We start from the raw sequence: 16,539 nt of genomic DNA, 5'->3' as shown, positions 1-16,539 counted from the left end.
TAAAAAATTCTGAGTGAAAATAGTGTACCTAAGTTCAGCTCCCTTTTCTTAATTAAACTTGTAATAAATTTACTAATACAAGTCTAAAGGAGTGATTCTGGAACTGCAGGGCAGTTACAGAATTATATTGAGAACAGGTTTTGAAAATCACTCGAATTGACGGTGATTTGATGTTTATTCTCTCGTTCTTCTCAAGAACTCTTCCTGTAATCTCTTTGTAATTTCCCCTTTTTGAGCGGTGAAGATCTGCTTTTCTTTTGAATGCAACGACTCTACTATGGTGATCTGCGTGGTGGTGCCGGTGAGGAAAACCTCTTCTACCCTATCCAGTTCTTCAATGTTTACCGGCCGTTCTTCATAGGAGATCCCCAGGTCCCGACAAATCTCCAGGACCACCTTACGGGTAATGCCCGAGAGGATGTGCGGACCTTCGGGGTGGGTGTAGACGGTATTGTTCATGACAAAGAATGCTGTGGAATGGGAGCCTTCGGTAAAATGACCATCGTGTACGAGCAGGTTTTCGTCAAATCCCCCGGCGATGGCTTCTTCATTTGACATGGTGTTGGCAAGTAAAGCAGTGGATTTAATGTCGCAGCGCTGCCACCTGAAATCTTCAGAAACCAGAACTTTCCACCGTTTCTCATGAAAATTTTCCAGCACCACCGGAAAGGCATATAAAAGCACAGTTGGTTCTGCATGTTCGGGATAATAATGTGTGCGCGGTGCTTTGCCGCGGGAGATCTGAATGTATACAGCCGCATCGGAATTTGCCAGGCCAGACCGGGAGAGGGCCTGCATCATAAGGTGCTCTAAAATGGCACAATCAAAGGGTATTTTTATTTGCTGCAAACAGTATTTGAGTCGGTCGCAATGATCCTGCAGCCTAAAGGGTTTTCCGCAGTAGAATGGGGTAACCTCATAGATCCCGTCTCCAAACATGAAGGCCCGATCAAACACCGACACGAATGCTTTATCAGGCGACAGCCATTCCCCGTTAAGGTAAAGTTCTGCGGGATATGTTTTTTTGGGTTTCATTTTATGTTATCAGTTTTTGCCTGAATCAGCCAATTGGAATTTCTCAAAACTATAATAAAAAGTAGTCAAAATTGAGATTTTTCAAGGGAATCTGAAGTCTGAAATATTTTAAAATCGTCCGCTCGTAAAGGCTAAGATAACACCATAGATGATAAACAGTAACAATGAAATTCCCATTGGTTTTATAGCCTTATAAATTCTTGAAATAAAGGTCCAGTGGAACAACCAGATAAAAAGCGGAACCAGGAATAACAGCATTCCGAATTCCTCTTTTACGCTATACTCCACATTATGAAATTCGATATACAACTGTAGCAGTCGTGAGATACTAAATAGTACCAGCCCAAAGATGAAATATGCATAAGTATTAGCTATCCGGTTTATCCTTGTTTGGCGCGGAGTTTTCAAAAGGGGGTTTCCTGACCACAGGTAAGTAGTAAAACTGAACCCGATACTGATCGAAAACAAACTCCAGAAAAAGGAGTAATAAAAATCTGATTTTTGGATCAAAGAGGTTTCCCATGAACCGTAGGCCAAAGCCGCCATCACATCGCTCATGTTAATGATGTTCAGGAAAAAAAGATTTAATATCAATGAAAAGGTCAATCCAACTAAGATCCCGCTATAGAAGCGGAAGGAACCAATTTGTTTAACATTAAAATCAGGTTTGATCTTTCTCAATTAGGGGAATTATTTAAATTTTGCCCGCAAAACAGGCATCAGGGTCTTTCTAAAATGTCTTGGGTAGTTTGTTCAGTGAGTTGTTCGGCCAAGCCTATAAGCAGGCCCTCAACTCCGCGGATGTAGCAGAGCCTGTAAACGTTTTGATAGTTCACTACTTCCCCCACAACCTCGGCACCATGTTTTTTGAGCCTGGCCAGCAATTCGTCAAGCCGGTCTACCCTGAACATGATGCGCAGGTAGCCAAGAGAATTTACGGGAGCTGTTCTGTGGTCTGCTATGACGGGAGGCGTGAGAAACCGGGAAAGCTCAATCCGGCTGTGCCCGTCGGGTGTAAGCATCATGGCAATCTCAACCGACTGATCTTCCAGTCCCGTTACTTTTCCTGCCCACTCCCCTTCCACCATCATCCTGCCTTCGAGGTTGAGGCCTATCTCTTCAAAAAAGGCAATGGCATTGTCGAGAGATGCCACAACAACACCTACATTATTCATTTCTATTAACTTACTTTTCGCCATGGCTTTTTCTAGAATAATTCAGTCAGGTAAACGATTCCGAAGATCCATCCCAGATACAGAGCCGTATACGTAAGTGAGTATGAAATAGATGAAAATATGTCGCCGACTGTATTCTCAGATTTATTGAAAACCAGTTTTAATGCCCGGAAAAATATCCAGTACAGCATCATAATGATTATGAAAAGGGAGAACCAGAATAAAGCTTCCAGCAATATGATTAATAATATTAAAGCAATTGTCATTACAACCCAAAGAAGTATTGAAAGGAGTATACCGGCAATTCCATCTCCAACTTCAGTGTCCGGAGTTTCAAAGGCTCCCGGCGTATTGTAACTAAAGAAATCACCTTTTTTGTAGCCTTGATATTTAGGAAAATTATCTTCTAATCCAACTCCCCGGTACAGGCCATATGTCATAAATAGGAATAACATTAAGCCTATTATAGATAATGATAAATAAAGATTGGAAGTTATTTCCCTGTTGTAATTTATTCCTGTAAGCCAAACAGTTAAAAAAGTTGCTATAATTACAACAACAGAAACAATGAAAACTGTCTTACCTTTCAAATAGTTCTTCTTAGTGATATGCATTGCAAAGCTGGTGAATGTCTCCAATTAAGACCGTGCGAACTGCCGTGGTCCTTGATTAGTTTTTAATAGTTTATTCCACCTTAATTATTTCACTTCTATAGACAAAGTCCCCATCTATTTCAAATTTTGATTCCTGTATAGACTTATTTCCGTTTACATCTATAATTCGAACAATTAAATCGGGTGTAGACATGCCTTTAGGTCTTGAATTCCAAAAAGCTTCATTTCCTTCTAAAAATTTAAGCCGGTAACTACACTCATCAATCCAATCTATTCTGAGTTTAACTTCCTTTTCTCCGTACTGTTCCCTCTGAATGGAGTCATTTCTTTGGATTGTCGCCTTTAAAATTCCGTTTTCCATATTCTGAAAATTTCCGGTTCTGAAATTTTGGCAATTCTCCTGGGCGTGAGAAATTCCGAAAAGGAAAATCGATAAGACTAGTATTAGGTTTGTTTTCATTTGTTTCAGTATTTTCCCAATCTTTAAAAGTTATTTCCGACAGGGTTAAATTTCGTTTTTATTCAATTTTTTTCACAGTCATTAATGTGATTTAGTAGTATGTATATTCATAAGTGTAAGTCTGGTACATGAAATCATCAGCAGTACTCCATTTTTTAGTTATACTCACCGGATACTTGTCTTCATTAAACTCATAATTGTATTCTACATATCCCACTTTCTCATTTGTATTACTATTAAATTCTTCTGCCATTAATACATTGTTTTCTGAAGAATAATTATAGATGTTTCTAAAGGAGACGGGTTTAATGTTTTTGAAGGGATTAAACGTATCATCGAAAGTATATGTAAGATATATTGAACCAAACACATTCCCTGAATCCTCCAGACGACTAAAATTGCCATTGGAATCATATTGCATGTTCGTCGTGCTTTCAATATACTCAAGGCTTTCACAGGTTGCGCTAGCCTGATAATCATGATCATATTTTATTAGCTTAGTAACCAGGCCGCGGGAATTATATTCGTATTCTACTTTATCTACAGTGGGATCCATTGAGGTTCCATCTTCATTGGTCACAGAAACGGTTGTGCAAGTACGCACAATCTTTTCTCCTTCATAAAACAAGGTGGTAATCTCCTCTCTTTGATCGTCAAATGGGCTTAGCAGTGTTAAAGTAAATGACTCCATTCGGCCATTGGCATCATAGAAATATTCAAAACTTCCGATTCCCTGATAAACCGAATTGATATCTATTTTTGAAATCTTCCCGTCGGAATTGTAGTAGTAGTTGTTCTCCTCTTCCAGGACTCCAAAAGCATATATTTTCTGAGATTTAATGAGATTAGCTTCAGACGGAGTTGGCTCGGGATCGTTTTCATTATCCGGAGAACATGAAAAAAATAAAATCAAACAAAGCAATAGGAGAGATTTCCGCATAATTGGTGGATTAAGTGAGATCAAAAGACGAATGAAATATTTAAAAAAAATAACTATCCCGGGTAACGAAAGTGGCGTGTAGGGAAGAAATCACTTTCCGGCGGAACGGGTTTAAATAAATGTAGGAAAAATTATTTCAAAAAAAGCCATTTGTAAATTTAAAATTTTTATTCACAGCACTTTACTTATAGCTTATAAGCCATTGTTCATTTCTAACAACCTGCTTTTCATGAATTTTTTTTTGGTACCCCTGGTCTGGGATTAGGAACAGTTCACTTTGAATATTATATACTTTGTCCAAAGGTCAACAGGTTATTGTCCGGGTCGAGCATCGAAAATTCCTTCTGTCCCCAGGGTTTGATCTCCAATGGTCCATTGGGATGAATACTGATATTATTATCCAGCAGGCTTTGGTAAAACTCATCAATATCATCAGTTCTTATATACACCTGGCCATAATTTTCTTCGGGATCAAGCTCCCTGAATTCGAAAAAATGGATCTCAATTTGGTCCTTTTGCACCATTAGATATCCTTCATAATCTCCCATTTCTCTAAATCCTAATTTACTAATGTAAAATTCCCGCGTTAGCTTTTTATCACGCATAGGCAGTTTTGGATGAATGTGAGTCAGCATAATTTGTTTTTTATTTTTAATCTAATTCCTGATCAATAAGATTTAAAATATCGTCTAAATTTTGCATTAAGGGCTGAAAATGAAATTTTTCAGTAGCATAACTTGTAAAAATAAACATCAAAACATTATTCTCAAATTCTTTTGAGATCACATGTTTAATTTAAATGGTTACTTATAATTTACAGAGGTTTAGCATTCATACCAGCTTCAAATAAAGCAAGTTGCAATTCACTAATTTGAATCTGGCGTACAAAATTTAATTTAAAAGTAGTCAAAAATGTAGTTTACGGAGAATATTCAGCAAAGGGTAGTTCTGGTTTGTATCCATTTAAAATTCCAAAAAATATATCCCCTATCCTGTTAATTTTTTTTCTGTACTTTATTGATATCAATTGATTCAAACCAATTTTGTCCATCAATCTTCATTTCTGAAGTGTTTAGCAAATATCTTAATGTTTGAACCTCATGACCATATCCATTAAGCATTTCCTGGTTAACATCCATAATGTAACCTAAATCTAAATTTTCATCAGCGAAAATTCGTGTTATAAATTTTTCAACTTGCTGCCAGCGTCCAGTAAAAAAATTGTGCGAGCTGGCGTGCGTAATTGTCCCCAGGACAATCAAAAGTTGCAAGCGAGCACGGACTTTCGATTAAGGACCGGTTTAAGCATTGTTTTTACAGTGTTATAGGGCGTTATTTATATTCATATTTATTCCGCCAAACATCTTCTCCTTTCAAAAAGTCAAGAAGTATTTCAGTCATTTCGTCAACAGTTTCTAATGGCTCTACTAACAGAATATGTTCGTCGTCTGTCATAAGCCCAGAAGCTAACCCATCATCACCTAAACTTCCACCAACGTCCAAAGCCTGATAACCACTACTATTTTCGTCTTCTAGTTGCACAATGTGAAATTCATTCCAATTGATTGATTTCATCGTGCTTTTTATTATTTCCGCTGTCGCTTTTTCAGATATTACTTTTGTTCTTTCTCCATAATCATATGTAACAACGAGTTTTAGATCCCGTTTTTCTTGTGGGATTTCACTATTCCGTGATTTAGTCAGAATTCCAGAAGTTTCAAGTGTTTTTGAATTCTGTTTTGAATTCCAAATGCTGAAGGCAATTACTCCAACTAATGCTAAAATTCCGAAAATTATATAGGTATTCATTCTTTTCACGAGATTTTCGTTTAATGTGTTACAACGGTTAGTATATGAAAAGTAGGCGGTTACGAAGCTCTAAACTTTCGATTAAGCAAGAGCTTTGATTCGAGTCAAAGCCTTTGATTTTATTACTATTTCGCCTATTTTTATATACATTGTTACCAGCTGGCTATTTAATATGTTTATACCTTTCCGAACGCATATTAAAAGCTTTTTCACTTCCTTCCATAACGTCACAAATTTCTTTTTTAATGGTCGGTTCTTCAACTGTTCCAGAATATAGAACTTCTAAATTCTTACTTTCAGAATCCATTGACAAAATATATTCAGCATCTCCATTTACTGGAATATTTGCATTATGGGTAACTACTATGATTTGCCTATTTTCTTTAGCTTGTTTTAAGCGATCAACAATTAATTCATAAACTAATCTATTATCTAAATCATCTTCTGGTTGGTCTAATAAAAGAGGCGTGTTACCTTGAGAAAGAATAAATGTCAAAATCGCTGTTGTTTTTTGACCTGCTGATGCTGTAGATAATGGCTTAAATGTAGATGAACCCGACGGTTTGTATTGTATATCAATTTCATCTTCGGGAATTAGTAACTCAATTTCATCAATTTGAGATTCAGACATTCCCTTTACTAAATTCACAAAGTACCCACTAACATTTGTTACAGTTTCCTCTTTTTTAATTTTTAAAAAGATATCGCGAACATCTTTAATTTTATTCTCAACAATGCCATTAAAACAAATGTCAACCAATGAATCAATATCAGTTTCGAAACCAGTCCATCTTTGAGTAATAGCTCTAATTTTATTTACAAAATCAGCTTTATTTCTAAATTGCTTAATTGAAACTTTTACTTTATCATCTTGCATTAAGTCAGCTACAAAATTACTTCTTAAGAAAGTAATGTCTTTAGTCTTCTGCAAGAATTGATTTTGTAGATTTTCTCTTTCAGCTATTTCAGTTGTTAGACTTAGTTCAATAGTTATTATTTTTTCTAGCTCTAATTCTTTTGCTTTTTTAGCTTCTGAAAGTTTTTCATAATTAGAAATGTCATCAATTCCTTGAGCTTCTAATTCAATTTTTTTAGCGTTGAAATCAAGATTATTTTGGTCAAAATCTTTATTCCAATTTGTTAAAAGCAATGAGGTTTTAAAGTCGGTTCTTAATTTCTCAGCTTTTTGCTTTAAAGCCTCAATTTCACGTCTGACTTCTTCATAACCATCAACAACATTTTTGCTTAATGGAGAAATTTCGTCAGAATACTTTGTGTCAAATTTTGTAAAATCAATTTCCTCTACATTAAGAGTATTCGAAAGATTTTCGATTTCATCCTCATTGTTTTTGGCTTCTTGAAGAAATTCATCAATAGTCTTTTTTTGACTTGTGAACATATTTTTTGAAGTTAGCAATGAAGCTATACCACTTTGTTGTAATAATTTAATACGAGCGTCTAAATCCGTTATTTCAGTTTGTAGTTTTCCTTTTCCTGAAATTTGTTGTCTTATTGTTCTTATGGAAGCTGATTTCTCTAAAAACTCTTTTTTGATTATTTCTCTCTCATTTACAAGAGATTCCATTCCAGATATAGATTTATCAATTCTCTCTCTTAATGAATTAGGTTCTTGAGCTATTTCATATATCTGTTTTTGAGAATATTGCTCATATTGAAAAAAGTCAATAAATGATTCAGCTTCCTCCAAAATCCAATCATCTGTTTCTGAATCGTATTTCTGAATAATGATTGTTTGATTAACTGAATTAGAAATATTGCTTGCTATTATTTTATAAATAATACTATTTCTTATAAACTCTATCTCAACTGAAGTGTCTTTCTTGATAACACCTTTTTGAGTTCTAGTATCAAAACTTTTATAAAAGTGATTATGGTCTTCAAGAATTTCTGTTAAATCGGCTAAATCATTTGTACGATTAAACAAGCCTCGAATAAATCTCAAAATACTTGATTTTCCACTACCACGACCTCCAATAATTGTAGTTAATTGTGGGTTAAAATCTATTTTTAGAGGTATGTTGTCTTCCGTTATTGTTGAATTAGAAACCGTAATAGATTTAATCCACAATTCTGGAAGATTATAAGGCGAATTAGGAGAATTAAAATCATTCTTAATTCTGAAATCAGGTAATAAAAAGGCTTGTCTCAAACCTTCAAGTGAAGGTGTAGCTCCCATTTTAATCCAAGTAAACCTAGTTCCAATTCCATCTAAACCGTGTTTAGAATTTTTTGGTGCGTGTGGGTTGTCGGAGAAAGTTACAATAGCTTTTTTAGATTCTAAGGCGTATTTTACAGAAGTGTACCATTCTTTAATCGTTGAATCTTCGATTGAAGGTGTTGGATTATTATAATAATCGTTCAACTTTGCTTTCAAATCTACATTACCTGTCGTTTGTAAAGAAGGGTCTAAAAATTCCTTATGAACTACTTGAACCGCATTTATCTCATATTCGGCATATAATTTTTTTAAATTTCCAACACTTACTGAGCCAAGTCCGTTGTATTCGTCAATATGTGCTGGAATTACTAATGCTCCATCTTTTATAGCTAATTCGGATATTTCAAAAATACTAGAAATGGTTGCCGCCTCTTGTTTCCCAAAATCTTCCGCTTTGATATTCGCTCTAACAAGAAAATCTCTTATGTCCGCAGTAGTTTTAGTTGTGTCAAAAATTATAAGTAAATGAACCTTACTTGCATCACAAGTTATTTCAACCCCTGGAAAGATTGTCAATGTTGTGTTTTTCGCAGCTTCTTTTATTTCATCAATACTTGCTCCTGTATTATGGTCAGTAACAGCAACACAATTCAAACCTTGCTCAATAGCTCTGTCAACCCATTGTTGAGCGGTTACAGTTTGGTCTTCAAAACACTTACTCGCAGTTATGTGTAGATGTAAATCACATTTAAACCATCTACTTCCTTTGTAATTTAAATCTGTCATTTATGTTGTGTTTTTTGCTTGCTGGTAACGTCTCGTATAAAAACTGTGCGAGCTGGCGAGCGTGATTGTCCGTAGGACAATCCGCTAAGCAAGCGAGCAGGGAATTTCGATTCAAGACAGGTTTGAGCATTGTTTTTATATGCTGTTGTAGGCAGTTTTATTAAAGTTCTATAATAATTTCCAAATTACCTTTTGTAGCTCTATATGGATCAAAAGTGAATTCTACGGGACCCTCGCCGTAATATTCCATTTGTCTGACTGTATCCAGTTGTCCAACTAAATTAATGTCATAAAAAGGGGCTCCACGCTTAATTTTTATTGTATCATCTACATATCCTTTGACTCTAATATTAATCATTGCATAAGGATACCATTTATAAGGTTCTAACTTTATAGTTCTACTCTCATTAAAATTAGTAATGGACAGTTTCTCATCGTCTCTTCCACAAGATGTTATTACTACAATAGAACGATTAAAAAAAAGAGTTTTCTCATAATTTCTGTTAGTTAGTGTAAATTGCCTACAACGTCTTTTACCACAATAAAAACTATTCATTATAACCAGTTTACCAGGGATAAATACAATTTTACTGCAGGTTCAGTAAAGCTATTAAAATTTTGTTAAAGAAAATTGCGGGAAACCGTAATGGACGGAGAGAGAAGCCTCACTATCTGCCTAACCTACCAATATTTCATGGCTGCCCATGCTGCCAGGGAAACCCAGATGCCAATGATGATCCCGCCAACTATCCAGCTCTTCTTTTGAGGCAGCTCTCTTGTGGCAGCCAGTTCCCGGCAATGTTCCATGGTCTCTTTAGGAATGAGCTTTATGGTGAGATAAATAAGCAAAGGGACGATAAGGAGGTCATCCAGGAGCCCCAGGATCGGAATAAAGTCGGGGATGAGATCGATGGGACTTAAAGCATAGCCAACGGTTACAATGATCAGGATCTTGACATACCAGGGCACCAGATTTTCGATCATGGCAATTCGCAGCGCATTTAGATCCCTCTTTAATCGCTTCACCCAATTCTTAAACCTGTTAAAAAGAGATCTCATGCTGTTGTTCTAAAAGTTCCTGTTCAGTAATACCCGATTCAATTTATACAAATTAGATCACCCGCAAAGCAACCTGAGATCTTTCCGCAGGTCTGTTCTATGCAGGTATAAAAAAAGCCTGAAGATCACTTCAGGCTTCCAAATCATATTTTTCAAAACTGTTCTGCTCCAGATCAGGTTGTGAGCTGTTGCTGTACCCAGAAAGCAAATTCGGTTTCATAGATCCTGGTAAGGATGATCACTGCAGCGCCTATCCCCACAAACGACCAGGAATATTGCTCTTTTTTTACCTGCAGCCCGGCGATGATCCCGAGGATCAAAAACGGAACCATCAATAGCAGATTGGGTACCAACCAGGCGCCCCCAAAAATGGCTATCGCCTTCATGATGATATAAAAGATGCTGTAGAACAGGATGATCTTGGTGAGGATCACCAGGTTTCTGTGTGACATATTAGTTGTAATTCTTTGGCGCCCGTCTCAAATGTGTTTGCTGTTCAAAGGCATAACCTATCTCCAGCAGTTTGTCCTCTTCAAAAGGTTTGGCAATAAAGGTGATGCTCTTAGGTTCTCCAGTATTTTCCAGTCCCGCAGGTACTGCAAGGGCAGGATATTTGGCCACCGCCGCAAAAGCCGCATGGTAGTTGTTGATGGAAGCCACAGCATCGAGCTTATGTTTTTGCATTGGATCATCAAAGAATTTTCTCCCCTTTTCCTGCAGGTCGGCAGAGATCCTTTCAAGGTCTTCGGCGCTGGTAGTATCGGCCACGATCCCTTCAAACAGGACCTGTCCATAAGGGGCACGCAACAGGCTATCTTCCATGTTATATTTGGTGATCGCCTCTGCATTTTTAAAAGTAATTGCATCCCCGGCATAGTTGGAGAGATAGACCGGAAGATCCTTTTTCATATCGGCATTTAGGAGGGTGAGGAAATTGTCCAGCTGCACTTCCGGCGCTTCAAATTCCACGATCACGGCCCCTTCACTTCTCATTTGGGCTACTGCTGAATTGTACAGGGAATCTGTAAGCAGCTCTTTCATCACTCCGATTCTTTTCCCTTTAAGACCTTCCGAAGAAAGGTTCTTTAAATAATTCTTTCCACCTTCAACCGATGCTGCATCTTCTACATCTTTTCCCGTAAGGGCGTTAAGGAGGATAGCATTATCGATCACGTATTTGGTCATGGGACCGGGAGTGTCTAAAGTGGATGAAATAGGCACAATTCCGCTGCGACTCAGTAATCCCACTGTGGGCTTTAAGCCTACCACCGAATTTTTGGAAGCCGGTGACAAAATGGATCCCGCAGTTTCAGTTCCTACTGCAGCGACTGCATAATTTGCCGCCACAGCTACCCCGCTTCCTGAGCTGGAGCCGCCGGTTTCAAATTTCTTTCTTCCGTAGGGATTTAACGTTTGTCCGCCCACTGCACTGTAGCCGAGAGGGCAGTCATCGCAAAAGTAATATGCCCATTCACTGAGATTCACTTTTCCCAGAATAAGTGCTTTGTGCCGCTCCAAACGATCTACGATAAAGGCATTTTTGGATGGTTGATTCTCTGCCAGAGCCAAAGCACCAGCCGTGGTTTTCATTTCAGAAGTATTGATATTATCCTTCAGCAGGACAGGCATACCATATACAGAATTCTCGTTCACCGCCGGGGCGGCTCTCTCATCCAGCTGTCTCGCCTGCTCCACCACATTGGGATTAAGCGCGATGACCGCATTTAAAGATTTATTGTTGTTGCTTTCAATCTCCCTTATACGGTAGATGTAGAACAGGGTAAGATCCTCATAGGTTAGGGCCCCTGTTTTCACCGCCTGCTGCAGCTCGGGGATAGACCTCTCCATGATAATAGGCTTTAACCTTTCATATTTTTCCGCAGAAAAACGGGCAAGATCTTCTTCAAAGGGCGCCCAAATGTTGTTTTTATCCAGATATTTTGAGTTGATCAATTTAAAACGCATTCTCTCAATCTCATGAGAAGACTGTTCTTCCAGCTCGGCACTCTCATCTGTGGCTTCCCAACGCACCTGGGGTGCCACTGCAGTTTCTCCCTGTTTGGGATCAACTTTACAGGAAAAGATCAATAGGCTAAGAACGGGCAGCAGGTAAATTTTCTTCATAAGTTAAACGGGAATTTTATTTGAAAAATGAATCTACAAATTCATATTTGTTGAATACCTGAAGGTCTTCAATACCTTCCCCTACTCCAATATACTTTACAGGGATCTGGAACTGATCACTTATACCAATCACCACTCCTCCTTTTGCAGTTCCGTCCAGCTTTGTTACGGCAAGGGAAGTAACTTCGGTCGCCGCGGTAAACTGCTTAGCCTGTTCAAAGGCATTTTGTCCTGTAGAACCATCCAACACCAGGAGTACTTCATGAGGTGCGTTATCCACCACTTTCTGCATAACCCTTTTCACCTTGGTGAGCTCGTTCATAAGGTTCACCTTGTTGTGGAGTCGGCCGGCGGTATCAATGATCACCACATCTGCACCTTGTTTTACGGCACTCTGCACCGAATCAAAAGCCACGGAAGCAGGATCGCTGCCCATTTGCTGTTTTACGATAGGCACATCTACCCTATCTGCCCACACCTGTAGCTGATCGATTGCTGCGGCACGGAAAGTATCTGCAGCGCCAAGCACCACTTTTTTTCCTTCTTTTTTAAACTGATAGGCAAGTTTTCCTATGGTCGTGGTTTTTCCCACGCCATTAACACCCACCACCATGATCACGTAAGGTTTTTTATCTGAAGGCACATAGAAATCTGTAGCTTCACCAGAATTGGTTTCGGCTAAAAGTGCAGCTATTTCTTCGCGAAGGATCTTGTTAAGTTCTTCGGTACCCAAAAATTTATCTTTTGCCACTCTTGCCTCAATACGGTTAATGATCTTTACGGTGGTACCCACACCAACATCGCTGCTCACAAGCACATCTTCCAGGTCATCAAGGACCTCATCATCAACCTTGGATTTCCCGGCAACAGCTTTTCCCAGTTTGGAAAAGAAATCATTTTTTGATTTTTCGAGCCCTTTATCCAGGGTCTCCTTCTTCTCCCGGGAGAACATTTTTTTAAATAAACTCATTATTTGCTTTAGTCTTTATTGTACAAAAATGGTAAAATACCTATGGGCAGGATGCCGAGGGTAAATATACACAAAAACAAAAAGCCGTCCCGATGGCGATCGGAACGGCTTTCAAAATATTTTGAAAATAACTTATTTTTTGTTCAGGAAGTCATTTACCATTTCAGGAGCCATAATAGCTTCCACAAATGTATAGGCACCGGTCTTTGGAGACTTCACCATTTTAATGGCTTTAGTTAACCTCTTTGATCCTGTCTGTAATGTTGCTACTGATTTCTTTGCCATGACCTACTTATTTAATTTCTTTATGAACCGTCATTTTCTTTAGGATAGGGTTGAATTTCTTCAACTCCATTCTATCTGGCGTGTTCTTTTTGTTTTTGGTTGTAATATATCTTGAAGTACCGGGCTGTCCCGATGCTTTGTGTTCTGTACATTCTAATATAACCTGAACTCTGTTACCTTTCTTTGCCATTTTACTGCGTCTTAAATGTGAGGATTACTTGTTTAAAAATCCTTTTTCCCTTGCTTCTTTGATTACAGCTGAGATTCCCTTCTTATTAATATTCTTAATTGCAGAAGTAGATACTTTTAAAGTGATCCATTTATCTTCCTCAGGGATATAAAAACGTTTTTTAACCAAATTGGCGTCAAATTTACGTTTTGTTTTATTCATCGCGTGGGAAACATTGTTTCCTACCATTGCTTTCTTACCTGTAAGTTCACAAACTCTTGACATTGCTCTATACTTTAACTCGTTATTTCAAAACAGGCTGCAAATTAACGATTTTTTTACCTAATAGCCAATAGGGAATAAAAAATATTTTTTTGAATTTCCTTTTTCACATCAGCTCCCGAAATCTCTCTCAAAAATTCCGTTTTTAAAACTTCTGCGGAAGGATTTATTTCATTTTCTTCGGAAGATTTCCTGCCGGAGAACTCCCATAGTCGGAAAATCGAATTAAAATTTGCTCAAAAATGACCTATTCCCGATGCCGCGGACTGACGATCTGTGCTTACCCATTGTGATCATATAACCTTAGAAGGTTAAAAGTGCAACTACCTGAAAAACCTATAAGGTCCAAAAAAGACCTTGCAGGTTAGACTTGAAAAAATTTATTCGTGGATTGGTGGCCTTAACCCCCGCGTACTTCTAACTTCGTACCTCTAACTTCTATCTTCAGAAGTAATTTCCTTCAGGATCATTTCAAAGGCCTTCTGTACGCTTTGCTTCACCACATGATCCCTGCTGTTGCCAAAAATGAATTTTTTGGAATAGGTTTTTTCAGGAGTAGCCAAACCAACAAAAACAGTGCCCACTTCGGCATCGCTGTCCCCTTTTGTAGGGCCGGCGTTTCCTGTTGTGGATAAGGCATAATCTGTCTTAAACATTTTTTTCGCGTTCTTAGCCATAGCTTCCGCCACCTCGGCACTTACCACGCTATATTTTTCAATAAGCTCCTTAGGAACGTGCAGGATCTCCTGCTTTGCCTGAGTAGCATAAGATACCAGCCCCCCTTTAAAACAGGACGACGCTCCCGGATGAGTGGTAAAAGCAGCAGAAAGCGCTCCTCCTGTACAACTTTCTGCAGCAGACAAAAATAGTTTGCGTTCGGTTAGCAGTTTACTTATTTGCACCGCAATTTTCTCGTCCTCCTCCTGCTCTTCCGAAATAATATCCCCCAGGAGTTCATACAGGCCTTCTACTTGTTTCTCGACCGACTTTATCAACTCTTCTTCATCTTCTCCTTTTCCGGAGAGTCGTAAGCGAACTCTTCCCAGGCCGGGTAAATACGCCAGTTTTATATGGGAAGGTAATTCATCCTCAAAACCGGCAAGCCTGTTTGCAATAGCACTTTCCCCTTCTCCACTGGTGAGAATGGTTTTATGATAGATAAACGGGCGGTCATATTTCTCCTGCAGCCCCGGGATTACTTCCTCCTCCATCAATGCCTTCATCTCATAGGGCACTCCCGGCAAGGAAATAAACACCTTCTTCCCCTGCTCCATCCACATTCCCGGTGCAGTACCGTTCTTATTGTGCAGCACCTTCGCTTTAGAAGGCACCATGGCCTGCTCCCGGTTAAGATCTGAAATGGGTGTTTTTTTATATTTTTCAAAAAGCTCCTCTACATGCTTAAGCACAGCCTCATTGAGCACCAACTTATCATCAAAATATTCTGTGAATGTATATTTGGTGACATCGTCTTTTGTAGGACCAAGTCCCCCGGTGAGGATCACCACATCTGCCCTTTCCGAAGCTTCTTTGAGAGCCGTAAGAATATGGTCTTTATCATCCTGCACAGAGGTGATCTGGTAGACCGAGATCCCAATAAGGTTCAGCTCTTTGGCAATAAAAGCCGAGTTGGAATCCACGATTTGTCCAATGAGAATCTCATCGCCAATGGTGATAATTTCTGCGATCATTACAGGTCGAAATCTTCCTTGAGTTCTGCTTCTGCTTTTTTGTATTTATCGGTGATGATACGGGCAGCTTCATGAACTTCAGCATTGTCTTTACCAGACTTTGACCACTCTTCGATGATCTTGATCTGTGGCATTAGCTCCAGGCCGAACATTTGAAGATTTGGCTTCATTTTATGAGCGTACTGGTAAGCCTGGCTGGCATTTTCCTGAGTCACCGCCTGGTTCATCCCCTCCAAATCTGGCGGAATCTCCTCCAGGAATGTCTGGACAACGACTTTTACAAAATCCTGATCGCCTCCGGCCATTTCCTCGACGCTGTCTAAATTGTAATTTTTCATTTTACCTGTATTGAAAAAATTTGTTTGTCTTCTATAAAACCTGTCAGAGTATCATTGATCGCCACCGGCCCAACTCCCGCCGGAGTTCCGGTAAAAATTATATCCCCGATCTTAAGCGTAAAATATTGTGAAATATATTCAATTATTTCGTCAATTTTCCACAACATGTGAGAAGTTGTCCCGCTTTGTACCGCTTCTCCATTCTTTTCAAGGCTAAAACTAATATTATTCAAGTCCTGAAAATGGGTTTTTTTAAGCCACTTCTCCCCGATGACTGCCGAACCATCAAAGGCTTTTGCCTTTTCCCACGGAAGCCCTTTTTCCTTTAGCTTTTGCTGCAGATCTCTTGCCGTGAAATCTATTCCCAGACCTATTTCGTCATAGTATTTATGAGCAAACTTCTGCTGAATATGCTTTCCGATCTTATTGATCCTTACCAGCAATTCTACCTCGTAATGTACATCTTGTGAAAAGGGAGGAATAAAGAAAGGCATCTTTTTAAGCAGGATAGCAGAATCGGGTTTCAGAAAGATCACCGGCTCCTGCGGCCGCTCATTTTTCAATTCCGCAATATGTTCGGTATAGTTGCGGCCAATACAGATAATTTTCATCGGCTGGAACGA

Annotated in this window: 21 protein-coding genes; all 21 read right to left on the bottom strand. The window is 38.7% G+C overall.

Annotated features, from left to right (window positions below; translation table 11 throughout):
* Positions 1 to 174: 174 nt before the first annotated feature.
* On the bottom strand, positions 175 to 1,035 hold the full coding sequence (locus tag CRO16_RS12955; RefSeq protein ID WP_097056794.1) for an aminotransferase class IV: 861 nt from the start codon (positions 1,033 to 1,035) through the stop codon (positions 175 to 177).
* A 108-nt stretch (positions 1,036 to 1,143) separates the two neighbouring features.
* Positions 1,144 to 1,716: a hypothetical protein gene (locus CRO16_RS12950; protein ID WP_097056793.1), complete on the bottom strand. Its 573-nt coding sequence runs from the start codon at positions 1,714 to 1,716 to the stop codon at positions 1,144 to 1,146.
* A 38-nt stretch (positions 1,717 to 1,754) separates the two neighbouring features.
* Positions 1,755 to 2,234, bottom strand: coding sequence for a VOC family protein (locus tag CRO16_RS12945; RefSeq protein ID WP_097056792.1), 480 nt, complete (start codon positions 2,232 to 2,234; stop codon positions 1,755 to 1,757).
* Between the two features lie 8 nt (positions 2,235 to 2,242).
* Positions 2,243 to 2,665, bottom strand: a complete 423-nt coding sequence (locus CRO16_RS12940; protein ID WP_245859047.1) for a hypothetical protein — start codon at positions 2,663 to 2,665, stop codon at positions 2,243 to 2,245.
* 229 nt (positions 2,666 to 2,894) lie between these two features.
* Positions 2,895 to 3,284, bottom strand: coding sequence for a hypothetical protein (locus tag CRO16_RS12935; RefSeq protein WP_097056790.1), 390 nt, complete (start codon positions 3,282 to 3,284; stop codon positions 2,895 to 2,897).
* A 91-nt stretch (positions 3,285 to 3,375) separates the two neighbouring features.
* Positions 3,376 to 4,224 carry a hypothetical protein gene (locus CRO16_RS12930; RefSeq protein ID WP_097056789.1) on the bottom strand — a complete coding sequence of 283 codons (849 nt, stop codon included), beginning with the start codon at positions 4,222 to 4,224 and terminating at the stop codon, positions 3,376 to 3,378.
* 284 nt (positions 4,225 to 4,508) lie between these two features.
* On the bottom strand, positions 4,509 to 4,859 hold the full coding sequence (locus CRO16_RS12925) for a bleomycin resistance protein (RefSeq protein ID WP_097056788.1): 351 nt from the start codon (positions 4,857 to 4,859) through the stop codon (positions 4,509 to 4,511).
* Positions 4,860 to 5,219: 360 nt separating this feature from the next.
* A complete protein-coding gene (locus tag CRO16_RS16055; RefSeq protein ID WP_143544539.1) occupies positions 5,220 to 5,495 on the bottom strand; it encodes a hypothetical protein in 276 nt (91 codons plus the stop codon).
* A gap of 61 nt (positions 5,496 to 5,556) precedes the next feature.
* Complete coding sequence (locus CRO16_RS12920; protein ID WP_097056787.1) at positions 5,557 to 6,033, bottom strand: hypothetical protein; 477 nt, start codon at positions 6,031 to 6,033, stop codon at positions 5,557 to 5,559.
* Between the two features lie 163 nt (positions 6,034 to 6,196).
* On the bottom strand, positions 6,197 to 8,998 hold the full coding sequence (locus CRO16_RS12915; protein WP_097056786.1) for a TrlF family AAA-like ATPase: 2,802 nt from the start codon (positions 8,996 to 8,998) through the stop codon (positions 6,197 to 6,199).
* A gap of 160 nt (positions 8,999 to 9,158) precedes the next feature.
* The gene (locus CRO16_RS12910) at positions 9,159 to 9,554 is read right to left on the bottom strand and encodes a hypothetical protein (protein ID WP_097056785.1); all 396 of its coding nucleotides are present in this window, start codon (positions 9,552 to 9,554) and stop codon (positions 9,159 to 9,161) included.
* A gap of 125 nt (positions 9,555 to 9,679) precedes the next feature.
* Positions 9,680 to 10,057 (bottom strand): YkvA family protein, encoded by a 378-nt coding sequence (locus CRO16_RS12905; RefSeq protein ID WP_097056784.1) that lies wholly within the window; start codon positions 10,055 to 10,057, stop codon positions 9,680 to 9,682.
* A 173-nt stretch (positions 10,058 to 10,230) separates the two neighbouring features.
* Complete coding sequence (locus CRO16_RS12900; RefSeq protein WP_097056783.1) at positions 10,231 to 10,509, bottom strand: hypothetical protein; 279 nt, start codon at positions 10,507 to 10,509, stop codon at positions 10,231 to 10,233.
* Position 10,510: 1 nt separating this feature from the next.
* On the bottom strand, positions 10,511 to 12,181 hold the full coding sequence (locus tag CRO16_RS12895) for an amidase family protein (protein ID WP_097056782.1): 1,671 nt from the start codon (positions 12,179 to 12,181) through the stop codon (positions 10,511 to 10,513).
* Positions 12,182 to 12,197: 16 nt separating this feature from the next.
* Complete coding sequence (gene ftsY, locus CRO16_RS12890) at positions 12,198 to 13,151, bottom strand: signal recognition particle-docking protein FtsY (protein ID WP_097056781.1); 954 nt, start codon at positions 13,149 to 13,151, stop codon at positions 12,198 to 12,200.
* Positions 13,152 to 13,283: 132 nt separating this feature from the next.
* Positions 13,284 to 13,436 carry a DUF4295 domain-containing protein gene (locus CRO16_RS12885; protein WP_097056780.1) on the bottom strand — a complete coding sequence of 51 codons (153 nt, stop codon included), beginning with the start codon at positions 13,434 to 13,436 and terminating at the stop codon, positions 13,284 to 13,286.
* A gap of 7 nt (positions 13,437 to 13,443) precedes the next feature.
* Positions 13,444 to 13,626 carry a 50S ribosomal protein L33 gene (gene rpmG, locus CRO16_RS12880; RefSeq protein WP_013070733.1) on the bottom strand — a complete coding sequence of 61 codons (183 nt, stop codon included), beginning with the start codon at positions 13,624 to 13,626 and terminating at the stop codon, positions 13,444 to 13,446.
* 24 nt (positions 13,627 to 13,650) lie between these two features.
* Positions 13,651 to 13,890 carry a 50S ribosomal protein L28 gene (gene rpmB, locus CRO16_RS12875; RefSeq protein WP_097056779.1) on the bottom strand — a complete coding sequence of 80 codons (240 nt, stop codon included), beginning with the start codon at positions 13,888 to 13,890 and terminating at the stop codon, positions 13,651 to 13,653.
* Positions 13,891 to 14,318: 428 nt separating this feature from the next.
* On the bottom strand, positions 14,319 to 15,578 hold the full coding sequence (locus CRO16_RS12870; RefSeq protein ID WP_097056778.1) for a competence/damage-inducible protein A: 1,260 nt from the start codon (positions 15,576 to 15,578) through the stop codon (positions 14,319 to 14,321).
* Positions 15,578 to 15,916: an Hpt domain-containing protein gene (locus CRO16_RS12865; protein ID WP_097056777.1), complete on the bottom strand. Its 339-nt coding sequence runs from the start codon at positions 15,914 to 15,916 to the stop codon at positions 15,578 to 15,580. Before CRO16_RS12865 ends, CRO16_RS12870 begins: the two co-directional genes overlap by 1 nt.
* Positions 15,913 to 16,527, bottom strand: coding sequence for a fumarylacetoacetate hydrolase family protein (locus CRO16_RS12860; RefSeq protein ID WP_097056776.1), 615 nt, complete (start codon positions 16,525 to 16,527; stop codon positions 15,913 to 15,915). The genes CRO16_RS12865 and CRO16_RS12860 overlap by 4 nt, the downstream gene beginning before the upstream one ends.
* Positions 16,528 to 16,539 lie beyond the last annotated feature (12 nt).

The organism is Salinimicrobium sediminis, from assembly GCF_900215295.1.
Lineage (GTDB): Bacteria > Bacteroidota > Bacteroidia > Flavobacteriales > Flavobacteriaceae > Salinimicrobium > Salinimicrobium sediminis.
Note: the sequence above shows the minus strand (reverse complement) of the source record. Positions and strands in the feature narration are given on the sequence as shown.

Bases quoted from the DNA above. Each gene is read 5' to 3' on its own strand.
- CRO16_RS12905 (WP_097056784.1), bottom strand. From the start codon at position 10,057: ATGAGATCTCTTTTTAACAGGTTTAAGAATTGGGTGAAGCGATTAAAG.
- CRO16_RS12860 (WP_097056776.1), bottom strand. From the start codon at position 16,527: ATGAAAATTATCTGTATTGGCCGCAACTATACCGAACATATTGCGGAA.
- CRO16_RS12930 (WP_097056789.1), bottom strand. From the start codon at position 4,224: ATGCGGAAATCTCTCCTATTGCTTTGTTTGATTTTATTTTTTTCATGT.
- CRO16_RS12920 (WP_097056787.1), bottom strand. From the start codon at position 6,033: ATGAATACCTATATAATTTTCGGAATTTTAGCATTAGTTGGAGTAATT.
- CRO16_RS12935 (WP_097056790.1), bottom strand. From the start codon at position 3,284: ATGAAAACAAACCTAATACTAGTCTTATCGATTTTCCTTTTCGGAATT.
- CRO16_RS12940 (WP_245859047.1), bottom strand. From the start codon at position 2,665: ATGTTATTCCTATTTATGACATATGGCCTGTACCGGGGAGTTGGATTA.
- ftsY (WP_097056781.1), bottom strand. From the start codon at position 13,151: ATGAGTTTATTTAAAAAAATGTTCTCCCGGGAGAAGAAGGAGACCCTG.
- rpmG (WP_013070733.1), bottom strand. From the start codon at position 13,626: ATGGCAAAGAAAGGTAACAGAGTTCAGGTTATATTAGAATGTACAGAA.
- CRO16_RS12895 (WP_097056782.1), bottom strand. From the start codon at position 12,181: ATGAAGAAAATTTACCTGCTGCCCGTTCTTAGCCTATTGATCTTTTCC.
- CRO16_RS12945 (WP_097056792.1), bottom strand. From the start codon at position 2,234: ATGGCGAAAAGTAAGTTAATAGAAATGAATAATGTAGGTGTTGTTGTG.
- CRO16_RS12915 (WP_097056786.1), bottom strand. From the start codon at position 8,998: ATGACAGATTTAAATTACAAAGGAAGTAGATGGTTTAAATGTGATTTA.
- CRO16_RS12955 (WP_097056794.1), bottom strand. From the start codon at position 1,035: ATGAAACCCAAAAAAACATATCCCGCAGAACTTTACCTTAACGGGGAA.
- CRO16_RS12900 (WP_097056783.1), bottom strand. From the start codon at position 10,509: ATGTCACACAGAAACCTGGTGATCCTCACCAAGATCATCCTGTTCTAC.
- CRO16_RS12865 (WP_097056777.1), bottom strand. From the start codon at position 15,916: ATGAAAAATTACAATTTAGACAGCGTCGAGGAAATGGCCGGAGGCGAT.
- CRO16_RS12910 (WP_097056785.1), bottom strand. From the start codon at position 9,554: ATGAATAGTTTTTATTGTGGTAAAAGACGTTGTAGGCAATTTACACTA.
- CRO16_RS12885 (WP_097056780.1), bottom strand. From the start codon at position 13,436: ATGGCAAAGAAATCAGTAGCAACATTACAGACAGGATCAAAGAGGTTA.
- CRO16_RS12925 (WP_097056788.1), bottom strand. From the start codon at position 4,859: ATGCTGACTCACATTCATCCAAAACTGCCTATGCGTGATAAAAAGCTA.
- rpmB (WP_097056779.1), bottom strand. From the start codon at position 13,890: ATGTCAAGAGTTTGTGAACTTACAGGTAAGAAAGCAATGGTAGGAAAC.
- CRO16_RS12870 (WP_097056778.1), bottom strand. From the start codon at position 15,578: ATGATCGCAGAAATTATCACCATTGGCGATGAGATTCTCATTGGACAA.